This window comes from Microbacterium sp. Leaf288, from assembly GCF_001422925.1.
Lineage (GTDB): Bacteria > Actinomycetota > Actinomycetes > Actinomycetales > Microbacteriaceae > Microbacterium.
In genome coordinates this window covers 276,917-295,232 of record NZ_LMNI01000011.1, presented here as the reverse complement: position 1 = coordinate 295,232, position 18,316 = coordinate 276,917, and the positions used below count along the sequence as shown (strand labels likewise).

The window sequence follows — 18,316 nt, the reverse complement described above, 5'->3', positions numbered from 1 at the left end:
ACCAGACCGTGAACTCGTCCTCGCCGTCGGCGGTGGTCGACGTGAGGGTGGCGTTGCCGTGCACGATGGTCTTCGCGCCGAAGAAGATGTAGCCGGCGTCGCCCCACTGCTCCTTGTTGAGGGCGGCATTGCTGGTCTGTGCGAGGTCGAGACCCGACCGGTCGCCGAGCTGGAAGACATCGACGTCGCTGCCGCCCCACACGTTCGCCAGGCGGTCGCCGACGGGGTTGGCGGAGGACGGCGAGCAGGTTCCGACGGGATAGCCGTAGGTGCCGCCCGCCCCGACGACGCAGTCGGCGATGATCCGACCGCGCAGGATCATCGTGGTGCCGTGCTCGGGGTCGGGAACCGCGAGCGTGCCGCCCGTGTCGGCGTTGCCGAGGTCGCCGCGGATGTCGATCGCGCGGTCGGCCAGGATCTGCGTGAACTGGTGCAGCGTGACGTCGTCGCCGACCCGCAGTTCGACGCCGCCGTCCTCGGCGAAGACCGTGCCGTTGGGGATCACGCGCGGGTGGTCGGGGTTGTTGCCCGGAACCGTGCTGTCGTCCTCGGCGAAGTTCGCGGTGCCGTTGCGGATGAGGAACAGGTCCTCGTCGAGCTGCGCGCTCTCCCGGACGGTGATGCGGATGTCGCCGCCGGTCGCGTGGGCGAAGAGGAGACGGAGGTAGGCATCGGTCTCGGTGAGCCAGATTCCGGCGGATGCCTCGAGGGCGACGTCGTCGGCGACCGCGACGAGTCCGGCATCCGAGGTGCCGTTCGCGTTGTCGGCGCAGTTCTCGTTGACGCACGCGAACGGCGACCCGACGAGCGAGTCGATCTCGAGGTCGTTCGCGGAGACGCCGATCGAGCCGCCGTGCGCGTCGATGTCGATCGTCTGGCCGATCACGTCGGCGGCGGCGTCGTCGAGGGTGTCGAGGATGCTGCCGCTGCGCGTCCGCAGCGACACGTTGCCGGTCGTGAGCGCGTCGTCGCCGGCCGTGTGCACGATGCCGATCTGCAGGTGCCCGGCGACCTGGTCGATGTAGATGCCCTGCGTGTTCGCGTCGTCCGCGGCGGTGTCGAAGGCGTCGAGGTGCCCGGTGGGTCCGCCGACCGCGTCGACCTGGATCTCGAGGAAGTTGCCGGCCAGTCCGATGCCGCCCGAGCCCGACACGCTCCCCGGCTGCCCGAGGCCGTTGTCGCCGGCGACGAGGGTGATGTTGCGGCCGGTGACGTCGACGCCGGTCGGCGTGCCCGCCGCGCAGTCGAGGTCGTAGGCGTCGACGCAGGTGCGGTCGTCGTCGGTGTCGATGATGCCGGCGTCGAGCTCCGCATCCAGGATCCGCGCCGGCGAGCGGAGCGTGACATCGGCGGCGATCGTGGCCATGGTGCACGCCTTCGGCGTCGCACCCGAGCACAGGCCGGTGGCGTGGACGTGGCCGACGCGCAGGTCGCCCTTCGCGCTCTGCTCGACCACGGTGATGTTCCCGTTGGTCAGCACGTCGATCTTGCCTGAGCCGTCGGTGACGCCGTGCACCGCGCCGGTCTCGTCGTCGGTCCACGTCGCGTCCCCGTCGGTGTAGGCGAGGACGGTGACCTCGGTCGCCGGCGACGGGTGGAAGATCGCGATGCTGTGGCCCGCGCGGATGTCGCTGAACGTGACGTTCGTGCGGATCGGGTCGAGGTCGGTGCCGAGACCGACGAGCACGACGGTGCCGCCCACGACGACAGGTGCATCCACGCCGCCGGCGCACGACGGGCCGTCGGGCCGGAAGAAGCACGTTGTCTGCACGCTCTCGATCGGGCTGCCGGAGCCGTACGGGGCGGGCTTGTCGTTCGGGTCGTAGATGTCGACGCGGATGTCGGCGACATCGAGCGGGTCGATGCCCTCGGCCGCGTCTCGGAGGATGACGACGGCGTCGTAGCCGGCCTTGATCGGGCCGAGGACGGGGGCGATCGGGCTGGTGCTCGCGGTGAGCGACGAGCGGCGGAGCGTCGTGACGTCGAGGTAGAGGCTCTGCCCGGCCTCGGCATCGAGGAAGACGGGCTTGAGGACGGCCGGGACGCCGATCTCTCCGGTGTGGAAGATCTGGACCAGGACCAGGGTGATCGGGTTCGGGATCGTGCCGATCGAGCCCTGCTCGGCGTCGAGGGTGACGCGGTTGCTCGTGATGACCTCGTCGCCGGCATCGATGCCGCGAAGGATGGAGCCGCGGTGGTTCGTGATCCGGGTCGAGCCGAGGTTGTTGCGGATGTCTCCGTCGTAGGCGATGTCGAAGCCGGTCGTCTTCGTGGCGCGCAGGCTCTCGATGACGATGTCGGTCGCGGGGAAGATGTGCTGGAGGTGCCAGAACCACTGCGTCGCCGGGGGCGCGTGCGGACCGTTGTCGACCGACACGCTGATGATGGCGGACGGCACCACGTCGAGGTCGGCGTTGAGCACGTCGATCGAGACGCTGTCGGGGTCGGCCGTGCCCTTGATGAAGATGGCCTTGTCGGAGCTGTTGCGGATGAGCACCGAGTTCCAGGTCTGCTGCATGTAGAACATGCCGGCCGTGCCGTGGATGAGTCCGCTGCAGTCGCCGTCGCAGCTGCCGCCGGCGTCGTTGGCCTCGAAGAGCGCAGCCGGCTTCTCGTCGTACAGGATCGGGTCGATCCAGATCGTGTCGCCGGAGATCGTGTCGCCGATGCCGAGGGGCGCTCCGAACTGCGTCGAGCGCACGACGACGTTGCCCGACTTGGCGATGATCTTGCCGGACGAGTCGACGATGAGCACGGGGTTCGGCTCCCCGAGCAGGAAGACGGTCGACTCCCACAGGATGTCGCGGCGGGGCTGGTAGTTCACGTCCGCGTCCGAGCCGCCCACGTCGAACAGGCCGCCGGAGCGGTGCGCGTAGGCGTACAGCCGGTCGAAGCTCGTCAGCGACGAGACGACGAGCTCGCTCGTGCGCACGATCGACTCGTCCACGCCGCGGATGAGCGAGTCGCCGAGGAAGGTCACGTGCGCCCGGGCATCCGTGTCGCCGCCGCCGCAGCCGCAGTTGGAGTTGGCGATCGCCTGCAGGTCGAGGTTCTTGTGCACGGCGCGCAGCCGGACCTCCTCGCCCTCCGACACCGACCCGTTCGCGATGGTCGTGGTGACGCTGTCGTTGACGTGGACATAAGCGCCGGCATCCGAATCTGCGCCCAGCGCGTACGCGTCGGAGTCGGACCGCGCGAACCCGCGCGCGAGCTCGTCGTGCTCGACACGGGCGCCCGTGTCGCCGGCGAAGTCGACGCTCCAGCGCACGCCGCTGCCCGCCGAGTACTGCACCAACGCACCCCGCACGCTCGCGGTGCCGGTGAGGGTGGTGGCGACGGATGCCGCGTGCTCGCGGCCGATGCCGACGCCCTGCTGGTCGTCGTCATTCGCGTCGGAGTTCGTTCCGAGACCGCCCGACCCGGAGGAGGCCCGGGCGTTGCCGAGGAAGGCCGCCGCCGCGTCGAGGAGGATCGTGCGGTTCGCAAAGAGGTCGCCGGCGACCTCGACATCGATGTCGTAGCCGATCTCGAGGTCGACGTCGGTGTCTGCGCCGGCGATGAGGCCGCCGGTGCGGTTGACGGCCTCGCCGTTCGCGCGGCTCTCGCCGAAGGCCGTGATCTGGATGTCGCCGCTCGCGAAGATCGAGGCGCCGTCGGCGACCTTCGTCTGCACGGTGTTGACGAGATCGGCGATGGCGTTCGATGCGCCGAATCCGAGGAAGCCGCCGCCCTTGCCCACCGAGCTCACGGCGACCTGCGCGTACGAGCGACCGTCGACGAGGACGCCCTTGCCGCGGAGCGTGCCGCCCTGCACCTCGACCGACACGGTGGGCTTGACCGTCGCCTCCGAGTACACGTCGCTGAAGCGGAACAGGCCGCCGCCGACGCCGGTCGACGTGGCGCTCACGATGCCGTTCTCCGACGGGCCGACCTGGCTGCCCGGGCCGCCGACGCCGATCAGCACGTGCGGTGTGGCGGGGGGCAGTCCCCCGGCATCGAGGTCGATGTAGAGCCGCTGCGTGCCCGCCGCGCCGCTGGTCACCGCGATGCCCTGGTCGATCAGGTAGTGGGTGCCGAGCTTGTCGATGAGACCGCCGACGACGTTGCCCGCGGCATCCAGCAGCCGGATGTGCGTGCCGTCGACGACGTCGATGAAGTACATGTTGCCTTCGACGAGGCCGATCGGCTCGTACCCGACGCGACGCAGCGAGTGGTTGGCGAGGATCGAGGGGAAGTAGTTCGGGTCGCTGATGTTCAGCACCGTCGACAGCGAGATGACCTGGATGACGCCGGCGCACGAGTTGCCCACGCCGCCGTCGCCGGGAGTCGTGTTGTACGTGCCGATACCGGCGCGGCACGGGTTCAGCGCGAGGCGGAGCATATGAGGCCCGGCCGCCGAGACGCCGAACAGGCCGTCCGGGTCGCCGAGGTAGACGTAGTACGTCTGGCCGTCGTTCAGGCCCGTGATCGCGGGACCGTTCGTGACCGAGTACTTCACCGCGTCGCCGGTCGACCAGCCGTGGCTCGGCGCGTAGATGGTGTTCCACGAGCCGTCGCGCACGATCTGGCCGTCCCCGTTCGTGACCAGCTGTCCCGAGCCGTTCGTGTCGATGTCGATGAGCGTGTTCTTGAAGTCGACTGTCGCCGGTGCCGCGTAGACGACCGCGCGCCCGTCGAGTCCCGCCGAGTTCGCCACCGCGATCTCGGTGGGGCTGGTCACGGTCGTGAAGCTCACGACGACGTTGCCGTCGTCGTCGAGCTGGCTCGTGGACAGACGGATGCGGTTGTCGTCGATCGCGAAGATCCAGTACGACAGGCCGCAGACGAGACCCGCAGCGGGCAGCGTGCCCATGGCGCCCGAGCCGTTGCAGTCGTAGACCACCTTGTCGCCGGTGCGGAAGTTGTGGCCCTGCGGGAAGAAGATGCTGCCCGTCGCCACCTCGACGCTCACGTCCGCGCCGGTGTCGGGGTCGTTGAAGTCGAGCGCTTCGCCGAGGCGGATGGTCGTGTCGTCGACCTTGATCACGCCGTACGTGCGACCGTCGCCGAGTCCGCCGATCGCATTCGGGTTCGGAAGCGTCCCGTTGTCGATCTGCGGGATGCCGGTGGCCGGGGCGGAGTAGCTGACGTTGGCGCCCGTCTGCACCCCGTGCGGGAGGGCGAAGCAGATGGTGTCGGCGCCGTTGCAGTTGATCGCGAGGACCGTGCCGTCGGAGACGGTGCCGGGTGCGACGCCGTGCAGGCCCGTCAGCGACAGGAGTCCCCCGGCCTGCACGAACCCGCCCGTGACGAGGGCGTAGACCTTCGGTTCGGACGTGGACTCGGCCGTGAACCCGGCCTGGATGTCGATGAGGCCGCCGGAGGTCGCGTCGGCGTAGGAGTCGGCGTCGGCCAGCGACTGTGCGAGCACCGTCACGTCGCCGGAGGCCGTGACCTCGCCGCCGCCGATCGTGGCGCGCACCTCGGACTTCGTGGTCGCATCGGCGGAAGAGGCCGAGACCGCGAGAAGCCCGATGCTGAGGCTGTCGACGCTGGCCGTGGTCGAGTCCTGCCCGATGGCCCTGACCTCGATCGAACCCGCTCCGGCGATACCCACGGTGCCGACGGCCGGATCGACAGCTGTCGTGCCGACATCACCGATCAGCTGCGCCTTCGTGACGGCGAAGCTGGAGGCGTTCGGGAACATCACCCCGATGCTCACGGCACCGATGCCCTTGCCGCCGGCGATCGCGGTCGCGTCGTTGTCGGCGTGGGCGTCGAGGAGGAGCTTGCCGCTGAGGCCCGAGATCTCGGCAGGATCGCCGACGACCGCGGACGTGACGGTGGCGGCGGTGATCGTCGCCTTGCCTTCGGCACCCGAGACCCCGATGATGCCCGTCGACAGCACCTTGGCCGTCGCGGTGGCCTCATTGTCGGCGTCCGCCTCGACGGTGAGGTCGTGACCCGAGGTGACGGTGCCGCTCCAGTCCGCCCCGGTCTGCGCACCGATCTCGGCGACGGGCGCCGACACGGCGACACCACCGAGGAAGCCGCCCGTGATGACGTTCGAGAACGCCGTGGCGCGGTTCGTGGACGTCGCGGTGAAGTCGTAGTCCGCGCCGCTCGCACCGAGCGAGCCCGCACCACGGGCGAACGTCTCGCCGCTCACGTGCGCGTAGGCTGCGCCGATCGCGAGGCTCACCAGCGCGATGGCCGCGGTCAGCACGCGTGCCTCGGCGGTACTGCCGGCGGTCGCGCGCACCCGCACCGCCGTCGCCCCGGTGACGGCGCCGTTCATGGTCGCGGCGACCTCGTTGTCGACCTCGGCGATCGCGATCATGGCCTTGAGGTCGATGAGTCCGCCCGAGATCGCGTCGACGATCGCCTTCGCGAAGCTGCCGTCGCCGTGCGTCTTCGCGGTCACCGCGATGATGCCGGTGGAGTTCAGCGTGCCACTGGCCACGGTCGCACGCACCCACGCACCGGACGTGACCTCGACGCTCGCCCACGCGCCGGCGAGTCCGATGAGGGCGATCCCGCCCATGAAGGTGTCGGAGGTGGCCCGGTTCTCGGCATCCGCCTCGACGGTGATGCCCGACGCGTTCGTGATGCTTCCGGCGACCTCGGCGAGGGTGTGACCCGACAGCACCGCGAACACGACCTGGATCTGGACGCTGACGCCTCCGCCACCGCCCGCGGGCGCCGTCACGCTCGCCTCGTTGTCGGCGGTCGCGCGGACCGTCACCTGCCCGGTCGTCGTGGTGTTCCCGCGCAGCGTCGATTCGAGGTGTCGCGAGGAGTTCGCGCGCGCCACCGTCACACCGAGCGCGAAGGCGCCGACCGTGACGTTCAGCGTCGTGACGCCGACCGTCCGGGTGCCGTCGGCCGTGACCGAGACGCCGCCCGCGCCGATCGTGCCGACGGGCGCCGCCGATGCGCGCGCCGTGCCGCCCAGTTCGACGAAGGTGAGCACGCCGCCGATGCCGACCGCGCCGCCCGCCAGCGAGATGCCGAGTGCCGTCACCGTCACGTTGTCGGTGACCTTCGCCTCGTACTTTCCGACCACGCCGCCTGCCCCGACCGCCACGGTGCCGTTCTCGAGGGCCGTCGCCGGGTCGTAGCCGCTCACCGCGCGGTTGTCGCCGTCGACGCTGACGTACGCGATGGCGAACCCGACGGCTCCCGCACCGACCGCGACACCGATCGAGTAGACCTCGAGCGAGCGGTTCGCGACGGACTCGAGCAGCACCCGGCCCCCGGCCCGGCGCAGCTGCGCCCCGGAGTCGATGTGTGCGAACTGCCGGCTGGTGTCCTTGATCACGGTCACCTGACCGCCGATGCCCACGAAGCCGCCGCCTGCGGCGAGGCCGAAGCCGAGTCCGTGCTCGGTCATGACCGCGCGCACGCTGATCTCGTCGGACCCGCCCGCGCCCGCCGTGATCTGGGCGTTCTGGCCGACGGATGCCTCGGTGTTGCTGCGGATGTTCAGCACCAGCACCGATCCGCCGCCGCCGACGAAGCCGCCGCCGATCGCACCCGCGATGCCGAGGATCTCGAGGTCGTCGATCGCCCACACGCGCACCGACCGGCCCGCGCTGATGATGCCGTCGATGGATGCCGTCGTCCCGCCGGCCGGCGGGATCGCGAGGGCGTCGGCGGTGAGTCCCGTGGTCGGAGCGGCACCCGCGATGCCCGACGAGGCGCCTGCCATGGCGGCGCCGACGCGCGAGTTCGTCTTCTCCTCGCCGTCGATCATGACCCACTCCGACGGCTTGGCCTCGGGCGAGGCGCCCACGGTCGTGGAGTTCCCGGTGGGGCGGTACTTGTGCCCGTTGAAGGTCACGTACGAGCTCGCGTCGTCCTTGTCGTACGAGACCGCGTTGCTCCACGCGGTGAAGGTCCGCGTGCTGGTGGTGCCGTTGAGCGCGTCCTTGTAGCCGCCGTCGCCCTTGGCGATGGAGTCGGCTTCGTCGGTGTTGTCCTTCGCGGTGGGCGCAGCATCCGTCTCGCCCTCCCACTCGCCGCTGGTGCCGGGGGTGTCGTTCGCGTGGTCGATCGTCGCCGCCCAGCGCTTGCCGCCGTGGGTGACGACGTCGCCCTTGAGGTAGAACAGGTCGGCGTCGTTCGCGACCGTCGAGCTGTAGTCGCCCCGGAACCGGCCGCCGTCGGCCTGGTGGTAGGTGCCCGACTGCTGCACGCCGATCGCCCAGATCGACAGCGAGATCGCGAGGCCCACGGCGCCGCCCGCGATGCTCACCGCGATCGAGCTGACGTCCTTCACCGACAGCGCGAAGACCTCGACGTCGTCGTTCGCCTGCACCGTGGCGCCGGTGCCGATCGCCGCCTGCACGCTGGTGTCGGCGATGCCGATGTCGATGCCGCCCGCCACGCCGACGAATCCGCCCGCCGCGCCGCCGGCGATCGTCAGGGACTTGAAGCGGTCGACCGCCGACACGTTCACCGACTGCGCGGCGGAGGCTCCGGCGAGCGTGTTCACGAGGCTGCCGGCCGCGATGAAGGCCTTGGTGGTGACGCGGAGCAGCGTGACGGCGATGCCGCCTGCGACGCCGACGAACCCGCCGCCGATCGCCGGCACGAGCCCGAAGACATCCTCGGAGCTGGACGCCTGGATGGCGACGCCGTGGAACGGGGTGCCGACGCCGTAGCGGTCGAAGCGGTCGCCCGTGATCGTGCCCGCGTACACATCGGGGAGCCCTGCGCCCGTGGCCGCGGCATCCACCACCGATCCTGCGCCGAGAGAGGCCTGCGTGTCCTTCGTGAGCAGCGCGATGCCGACGGCTGCTCCGACACCGACCACTCCGCCCGCGATGGCGGCGGTGATGAGGATCGCCTTCGTGTCGTCGCTCGCGAGGACGAGCACGTTGTTGCCGGCGCGCAGCGTCGCTCCGCCGGAGGTGCAGGTCGCGGCGTCGCCCGCGGGCGTGCCCGTGCAGGCGTACGTCTTGGTGTTGAGGATCGAGACGGCGACCGTGGCCGCGACGCCCACCGTGCCGCCGCCGGCGCCGACCACGACCGAGACGACGGCGTCCTTCGCCCGCGCGGTCACGGCGATGTCGCCGCGCGCCCGGACGATCGCACCGCTGCCGACGTGGGCCCGGGTGTTGAGGTTGACGACGCGGACGCCGACGGGGATGGCCACCGCGGCGCTGCCCGCGATCGACAGCGCCCCGGCGATGCCCAGGTGGTAGAACTGGCTCGCCGCCGCGACGAGCACGCTCTGTGCGGTGCTCGATCCGGCCGTCGCCGCACTGCAGTCCGCGTTGCAGTTGACGCGCGCGCTGTCGCCGATCCATGCGTAGGTGTGGACGTTGTCGACGTTCACCGCACCGGCGAGGTTGACCGCCGCGGTGCCGGCGACTCCGGCCGAGATGCCGACGACGGCGATGTCGTCGCTGCTGCTCGCGGTGACCGCGACGCCGCGGAAGGTGTCGGTTGACAGCTCGACGACCCGCGGCCCGTAGGCGCTCGCGTCGCCGCCGGGGGTGACGCCGCTCTTCACGATGCTGTGCCCGCGACCCGTCGTGTTCACGGTGCCGAGTCCGGTGAGGATCACGCCGCCCTTGTCTTCGGGCTTGTTCCGCAGCTTCAGCTGGTTCGCGGCGAGACCGCTCGTCTCGGCGTAGTACGTTCCGCCGTCGATGAGGCCCGAGATCGGCAGGCCGCCGCCGGAGCTGTAGACGACGGTGTCGCCGTCGCTGAAGCCGTGATCGTACGGGAGCGTGATGAGCCCGCCCGCGCCGATCGCGCCGGGCTTCAGCGGGTTGAAGCGGAGCGAGTCGTCCTTGCGGACGCCGGCCTGGTCGGTCGGGATGAGGCGGTGGCTCTCGCCCGTGCCGCCCGAGACGCCGATCGCCGCGTCCTGCAGGTTCTGCTGCTGGTGCAGCTTGACGCGGAACGCGTCGACGACCTCGACGTAGTACACCTGCTGCGGCGTGACCTCGTCGCCCGGGGTGTCGTCGAGCCCCGCGATGTTCGCACCGTAGCCCGAGTCGTAGATGACCTCGTCGCCGTTGTGGAAGCCGTGCGCGAAGCCGAGGTTGATGACCCCGCCGCCTTCGAGGGCGACCGACGGGTCGAAACGCGTGTCCTGCGTCGTGACGGTGTACCCGCCCGTGACGACGTCGAGCGCTGAGCCGTTGCCGAGGCCGATCACGCGGGAGAACGCCCCGATGAACGACCGCGTGCTCTTCGTGACCACGGGAACGGCGACCGCGGCGCCGACCGCCGCGGTGCCGCCGCCCGAGATGTTGCCCGCGATGACGTTGAGACGGAGGCGATCGGATGCTGCGAGCCGGACGCTCCCCGACACCTCGAGGTCTGCGCGGTCGGAGGCCGACGTGCCGTCCTGCACGTACGCGCGTGTCGTGATGTTGATGACGGAGACACCGGCGTTGACGTTGACCGCCGCGGTGCCGCCGAAGCCGCCGCCGACCGAGATCGAGTCGATCCCCTCGGTCGAGGTGGCGTCGACCGTGAGGTTGCCGGAGCCCCGGACCACGGCATCCTTCCCGATCCAGGCCTCGGTCGTCTTGTTCAGCACCTCGACGTCGACGCCCGCGCCCACGCCGGCGGTGCCGCCGTAGGTGAGCTGCCCCGCGAGCGACAGGATCGTCGTGTCGTCCTGCGCCTTCACTGCCACGTTCGTCGTGGGCTGGCTCACGCTGCCGAGGAGGCTCGCCTTCGTCACGTCCGTCGTCGTGTTGACGACGACGGAGCCCGCGACGCCCGCCGTGCCGCCGCCCGAGCCGCCGACTGCGAGCAGCAGCAGATCCGCGGACTGGGTGGCCGAGACCGTGAGTCCCGCGCCGCCCGCCTGGACGTCGGCGCCCGCGCCCACTTCCGCCTCCACGGTGCTGCCGCGCACCACGACGACGGCCGATGCTCCGACGCCCGCGGAGCCGCCGCCGATCGCGAGGTTGCCCGCCGCGACGTCGGCCTCCATCTGGCGGCTCGCGGCCACGGTCACAGCGCCCGTCGCGTGGACGGTGCTGTTCGCGCCGATGTGGGCACGTACCTTCGGGTCGGAGCCGCCCTGGTCGAAGACGAAGACGATGACCGCGCCGGTCACGGCGACGGAATTGAGGCTCACGCCGCCGGCGATCGCGAGGAGGAACCAGTCCTCCGTGCCCTTCGCCTCGACGGTGACCGAGCCGCCGGCGTCGACATCGGCGGAGGACCCGATCCACGCCCGCACGTTGGAGTTGGCGACCACGACGACGACGGTGATGCCGACGCTCGCCGAGCTCTGGCTGAGCGCCAGCGTGCCGCCGACGTCGACGACGTCGAGCGAGTCCTCGGCGCGCACCGTCACCGACTGACCGGCGCCGCCCGCGATCGTCTGGTTCACCTGCGCGCCGTCGCCGATCCAGGCGCGGGTGTCGATGTCGAAGATGTCGACGATGAACGCGCCGGTGACGGCCGCTCCGTCGTTGCTCGCACCGCCGGCGATCGCGACCGACGACAGTTTCAGCCAGTCGATCTTGCCGGCGAGCGGCTTCGGCACCTCAGGGACCAGCGGCTCGATCGTGGAGGTGGCCGACACGGATGTCGCGCCCGCGGCGTTCGTCGTCGTGACGGAGCCGGCCGCGGTGCCCGACTCGATCGCCGCGGTCGTGGTGATCTCGAAGTAGTTGACCGAGAACGCCCCGCCGATGGCGGCACCGCTGTCGGTGGAGAGCGCACCCGCGATCGCGAGGTTCTGGAACCCGAAGCGCTGGCCGGCGAAGACGGTGATCGCCCCGTTCGCCGCCTGGAGGGTCGCGCCCGCGCCCACCTTCGCCTCGGTCGTGAGCAGGAGGATCTGCACCGCCGCGCTGCCGGCGAACGACGTGCTCTGGCCGCCTCCGGCTGCGAAGGCCCAGGCGACGAAATCGTCGCGCGACGGCGCGTTCGACACGAGCGGGGTCGAGGCGCGGACGATCACGCCGCCGTTGCCGCTGACCGTGGCATCGGTGCCGATCTCGGCGCGCGTCGTGATGTCCTGCACGTTCAGGCTGATGGCGGCGCCCACCCGCGTGCCGCTGGACTGCAGGTCGATGGCCGATCCCATCGCGAGAGCCCGCGCGTTCGCGGCGAGGAGACTCTGCACCGTGACCGCGCCGCTCAGCGCCGTCACGGTCACGTTCGCGGCGATGCGCGCCGTGCTCGTCGCCACGACCCAGTTCACCGCGACGGCCGCGCCGACCTGCGTCGACCCGCTGCCGGTGCCGGACTGACTCGAGGACTGGCCGTTCGCACCGGACGCGCCGTTCGAGCCGTTCGTGCCCCCGTTGGAGGTCGGCATCGAGTTCGTGTCGCTCTTGGTGCCCTGCGTGTTCGGGTTCGAGCCGCCGACGGCGTCCTTCGACTCGTCGTCGCCCGACTTGCCCCCGCTTTCGGCGCCCTTCGCGCTCGCGACGGCCTTCGCCTCGGACCGCACCTCCGACAGCGCTTCGACGGTGACCGCGGTCCCCTGCACGTTCCGGGCGATCTCGGCGAGCGTGTCCCATCCGACGACCGCGTTGACGACGACGGTGGCGCCGACCGCGGTGCTCTTGCCCGCCGCATCCGCGTTGCCCTCCGTCGCGATCCACGTCACGTGCGTTGCCCGCACGACGACCGCGCCGGTCTGCACCGTCGCGGCGCCGCCGGCGATGCGCGCGGTCACGTGGTCGTCCACGCTGATCACGAGGGCGACCACGGGCGTGACCGCCGTATCGCCCGCGGTGCCGCCCTCGGCCTTGGTCGCGAGGTCGCGGAACCCGGCGGCCGAGACGGTGAGTGCACCGCCCCCGCTGAAGCCGCCCGAGATGCGGGCGGTCACGTCGCTGCCGTCGATGACCTGCAGCGCGAACGAGGCGCCGACGCCCGTCGCCGAACCCACCTTCGCCTTGCTGGTGGCGGTGGCCGCGTCGCGCTCGTTGCTCTGGGCGCGGATGACGGATGCTCCGGACGAGAGCGTGACGACGGCTCCGGCCGGCACCAGCGCTTCGATGGTGCTGCTCAGGACGTTGATCGCGAGGGCGCCGGCGACGCCCACGCTCGTGGACTTGCTCGCTCCGGCGCGCGCGGTCGACACGATCTCGTGCTCGAACAGCCGGAACAGCTGGTCGGCGGCGGGGCTCGTCGGCAGCGTGTCGCCGTCGCCGACGGTGACGCCGTTCTGCTTCACCCAGGCGTGGCTGCCGTTGCGCTTGTAGAAGCCCACCGTGTTCGCGCCGTCGGCCTTCGTGAGCTCGAACCAGGTGTCTTCGGCGATCTGGTCGGTCGGCAGCTGCGACTTCTCGACCACGGTGTTCTTCGTGACGAACACCCATGCGCCGCCCTCGCCCTTCCAGACGCTGCCGGCCGGGTGGCCGTCCTTCTCGGCGTCGAGGACATACCAGTTGCCGTTGACGACCGAGGCGGGCAGCGCGTCGACGGTGCCGGTGAGGCTGACGTCGGTCTCCATGCTCCAGCTGCCGCCGGAGTACTTGTACAGCCCGTCGTCGCCGCCCGACGCGTCGTCACCGTCGGCGTTCGTCTTGACGAAGATCAGATCGCCCTCGCTCGGGCCCGGCAGCTGCTCGCCGGATTCGACGGTCTCCCAGCGCTTCGCGACGTCGTTCCAGCGGCGCACGACGTCGTCGGTGTCGCCGTCGAGCATCTCGGCGATCACGGTGAGCCCGGTCGCCGTGATCGCCGATGCCCCCGTCGTGGCACGGACCGTGATGTCGACGGCCTGCACGGCGACGCCGGCCCCGACACCCACGGAGCCCTTCGTCGCGGTGTCGCCGCGTGCATCGGCGAGCGAGTCGGTGTCGCCGCGGGCGATGAGCGACACCGCTCCGCCTGCCGCGACGGCGATGCCGTCGGCGAACCGCGCCGTCACCGATCCCGAGACGACGGCGATGGCGATCGCGCCGGCGATCGACACCGAGTTGCCGCTCGAGGAGCCGCTGGAGTTCTGACCGGTCGCCGCCTTCGGCGTCTGCGTCGTGGAGGTGCTGCCGCCGCCGTTGGCGGACTTCGTGGACTTCGCGTTGCCGAGGTTGTCGTCGGCCTTCTCGTTGACGTCCTTGCCGCCGGAGTCCTTGCCCTCCGAGGGCTTGGCACCCTGGGCTGCGGCCTTCGCGGTGGTCTTGGCGTCGATGCGCTGGGTCGCGGTGAACGAGACCGCGCCGGTGGTGGTGAGGCTGCGGTCGCTGCCCGAGGTGGACGAGACGTCGTCGAGGATGGCGAGGGCGAGCGAGATGCCGATGCCGGCGGTGCTGCCTGCGACCGTCGAACCCTTCGCCGTGGTGTCGGCGGTGACGGTCTGGGTGGCGGAGGCGGTGATGCTCGACGCGCTGAGCGGAGCGGAGCCTTTGCCGACCGAGGCGCTGGTGCGGATGACCGCGAGGAGGATGGCGACCGAGGGGGTCACGCTGACCGTGGCGGAGGCTGCGCCGGCCTCGGCTTCGGTGGTGAGCACGACATCGTGCGTGGCGGTGATGCTGACGGCGCCTGCTCCGGTGAGCGGGGGGCCGCGGGTCGGGTCGGCGGCCTGGCTGATGCCCGCGTACACCAGGTGGGTCGGCAGGTTCAGGGCGACGGCGGCGCCGATGCCGACGGTGCCGTCCCCGGACTGCGTGGCCTTCGCGGAGGCCTTGTCGTTCGACTTCGACCCGGCGCTGATCGACACCGCGCCGCCGCCCGTGATGACGACGCCCGGGATCGGCCCGGGCCCCGGGAAGGGCGAGTTCGAGCCGTCGGCGTCGAGGACAGCGCGCGTGCTCTCGTTGACGATGTTGAGCGCGAAGGCCGCGGCCACGCCGAGCGTGCCGTCGGTGTGCGAGGCACCCGCTTCGGCGACCGCCAGCGTGGTGTGGGTTCCCGCGTCCTTCATCTGAGCCGTGATCGTGAGACCCGACGCCTGCACGCCCGCGCCGACGCCCACGCCGGCTTCGGTGGTGATCGTGACCTTGTTGACCGCGACCGCGGCGCCGATGCCGACGGTCGACGAGTTCGTCGCCGTGCCCTTGGCCGAGGCCGAGGCATCGGTGTCGGCCCGAGCCACGAAGCTGACCGTCCCGCCGGTGGCGAGAGACGCGCCCGGCAGCAGCATGGCGCGCGCCACCGAGGAGACGAGGTTGAACGCGATCGCGGCGGCGACGCTCACGCTGGTGCCGTCCTCGTTCTTCGCCTGCGGCGTGGTCGAGCCGCCGCCCGCGCCACCGCTGGTGCGGCCCGCGGCGTTGCCGAGCTTCGCGTCGGACTTCGTGTTGACGTTGTCGCTGCCGGCGTTGCCGCCACCCTGGTTCTCGGCGGGCGCGCCGGTGGCGCTCGCCTCGGCGGCCGTGGCCGTCGTGGACGTGCCGTCGGCGGTGAGCCCGACGTCGCCGGTCGCGGTGACGGCACGGGCGACGGATGCCTCGACCTCGTGATCTGCGGACGTCAGAGCGAACGAGATGGTCATGGCCAGCGACGATCCTGCGCCCGCGTTCGTCGCGCCGGTGGCGCTCGTCGTCGCCTTGGCGGTCTGGGTGGCGGTGGCGGCCAGCGATCCGAGCGTGAGAGCCGGCCCCGCGAGGACTCCGGCGAACGTGCGGACGTTGTGGATCGCGATGCTCGCGACGCCGGTCAGGGTCGCGCTGGTGCCGCCGTCGGATCCTCCGACGGTCGTCGTGGTGGCGTCGTCGGCGCCGGTCGCGGTCATCGTCAGGACGCCGATGCCGGAAGGCGCGGCGCCTGCGCCGATCGCCGCCACGATGTCGTCGCGGACGAGGCTCAGCGCGACGGAGGCCCCGGCTCCGACGGCGCTGCCGTTGTCGCCGCCGAGCTCCTGCTTGGCCGTCGCCTTCGCGGTGCTCTTGTGCGCGCCGCGAGCGGTGATGGCCACGGCCCGGTTCGCGAAGGAGCCGGCGCCGTCGATCGTGGCCGAGGTCAGCGCGTCGATCTTGGCCAGGGCGAAGGATCCTGCCACGGCGATCGAGCCGCCCGAGGTCTTCTTGCCCGAGACTGCGGTGGCGGTGAACGACGAGTGCCCGACGTCGGGGCCCTCGGCGGCGATCGTGAGGCCGCCGGCGGCATCGATCGCGCCGCCCTGGACGAAGGCCCGGGTCGAGAGGTCGGTGATCAGGAGGGCGATGCCGATCCCGACGCCGTTGCCGCTCGCGCCGCCGCTGCCCGTGGTGGTGCCGCCGTCGCCGGTGACGGCGATGGTGTTCTTCCCTCGCGCCGTGACCTTCTGCGTGCCGGTCGTCACGACCTTGGCGCCGACGATCCGGCCGGTGGTGTGCGAGTCGGTGAGCGCCATGCCGAACGCGCCGGAGATGCCGATGCCCCCGTCGCTGGTGCTCGCCTGGCCGTTGCCGCGTCCGGCGCCGTTCGAGTTCTTGTTGTTCTGCGACGCGCCGCCGGGGCTCGCCTTCGCGGTGGCGGTCACGTCGGCCGTCTGCGACGCGAGGATCGCCAGGGAGCCCGCCGTCGAGCCGGTCGTGTTGGTCGAGTCGATGGCGGCGTCGGTGGTCTGCGACAGGTGCGCGATCGCGACACCTGCGCCGCTCGATGCCTCGTGCGCGTCGCCGACGGCGTTGAGCGTGGCGCTGTTCGCGGCCGCGATCCCGAGCGCTCCCCCGACGATCATGCGCGCGTTCCCCGTGACCTTCCCGAGGGCGATCGCCGTGACGCTCAGGATCGCGACCGCCGCATCGAAGTCGCTCGACAGCGGGTCCTCGTCCTTCGACGGATCGGTCTGGGGCGTCGCTCCGACGTCCACCGTCGAGGTGGCCGAGATCGTCGCCGCGCCGTCGACGTCGACGACCGCGTCGCCGCCGACGGTGGCGGACGCGTTCGAGGTGACGAACGCGGCGTCGCCGTAGTCCTTGATGAGGGTGACGGGGCCGACGGTCGACGTGGCCGTCGCCGTGAAGTCGCCGGTCGCCGTGATCGTCGCGCCGCCGCGCACGTCCACGACGGCGTCGGCATCGGCGAGCACGAGGTAGGCGCTGCCGGCGGTCGCGTCGGGCACGACGGTGGCCGTGGCTGTCAGGGTGATGCCGCCGGTGGCCGCCCCGCCATCACCGGTCGCGGTGAGCGACCCGCCGTCCACGATCACCGATGCATCGGCGTCGTGGTCGAGGCACTCCGTGAGGCTGAAGTCGTCGAAGTCCGTGCAGTCGGGGACGTTCACCGGGATGCCGTCGGTGTTGCTCTCGGCCGCGGTCAGCGTGATGTCACCCGCGCTCAGCGAGCCGGTGACGGTGATCGTCTCGAACTCCGCGAGGAACGCGGCGAACCCGAGGTTCAGCACGTCGGCGATGGTGAGCGAGTCACGTCCTCCGCCGCCGGTGATCTTCAGCACGGTGCCCGTGCCGACCGGCGCGGTGAACGTCGTGGTCTCGAAGGTGCCGTTGGCGCTGCGCAGCTGCAGCTGGCCTGCCGACGGGCCCGCCTCGAGGATCGCCTCGTCGTCCTTGTCGTCGGCGAGGGCGAAGCCGACACCGGCGCCGGGGTCGTTGTCGGCGACGATGGGCTCGATGCCGGCGTACTCGACGCGGGTCGAACCGAACAGCATCACGCCGCTCGAGCCGTCCGTCGGCTGCGAGGTGAAGCCGCCCGCGCCACGGGTGGCGAGCGTGTCGAATCCGGCAGCTCCGTCGAACCCGATCGTGATTGCGGGATCGGTCCCGCCGAAGTCGATCGTGAAGGTGTCGTCACCGGACGTGCCGGTGACGCGGATCACGGAGATCTCGGAGAGCGCCCGTGTCACGCCCTCGAACGTCACGGTGCCGTCGCCGTGGAAGACCAGGAACGACGAGGTGCCCGACATCGTGACCACCCACGGGGCGGGCGCCGCGGGGGCCGCCGGAGCAGGCTCGGCCGGGGCCGCGGGCGCGGGGTCAGCGGGGGCGGGAGCAGACGGTGCCGGGTCGACGACCGTGGGCTCGACCGGGGCCGGCGCGGGATCGACCGCCGGGGCGGGATCGGGCGCAGGCGCGGGCTCAGGATCCGGCGCGGGAGCAGCCGGCTCCGGCGCGGGCGCGGGCTCGGCGGGCGTCGTCGTCTCGGCCGGCGCGGGCTCGGTCGGCGCGACGTCCGTCGCCTCGAAGGGCCGCACGTCGAGCGCGGCCGGTTGCCCGACCATCTCGCCGGACGCTGGTGCCGCTTGCCCGCCGCTCACCGTGAGCTCGGGTGCGGCGGGTGCGGATGCCGGTGTCGGGGCGGACTCGCGCGCGACGGTGACCGTCGCGGCGGCAGCGCTCGCGGGCGTGCCGAAGGGGATCGCAATGCTCACGGCGACGGCGATCGCCGTCGCATACGCGAGCACTCCGAACGCTGCGCTCTGAGAGCGCTTCGTTCCCTCACCCCAAACCAT

1 protein-coding gene (only partly in view) is annotated in these 18,316 nt (G+C 71.5%); it reads right to left on the bottom strand.

All coding sequences use genetic code 11. From position 1 onward, the window contains the following. A protein-coding gene (locus ASF40_RS10685) for a hypothetical protein (protein WP_157549620.1) crosses the window boundary here: on the bottom strand, window positions 1–18,316 show its 5' portion. 10,604 nt of this gene lie to the left of the window's left edge; 18,316 of the gene's 28,920 nt are visible here — the first part of the coding sequence; the start codon lies at window positions 18,314–18,316; its stop codon lies beyond the left edge, outside the window.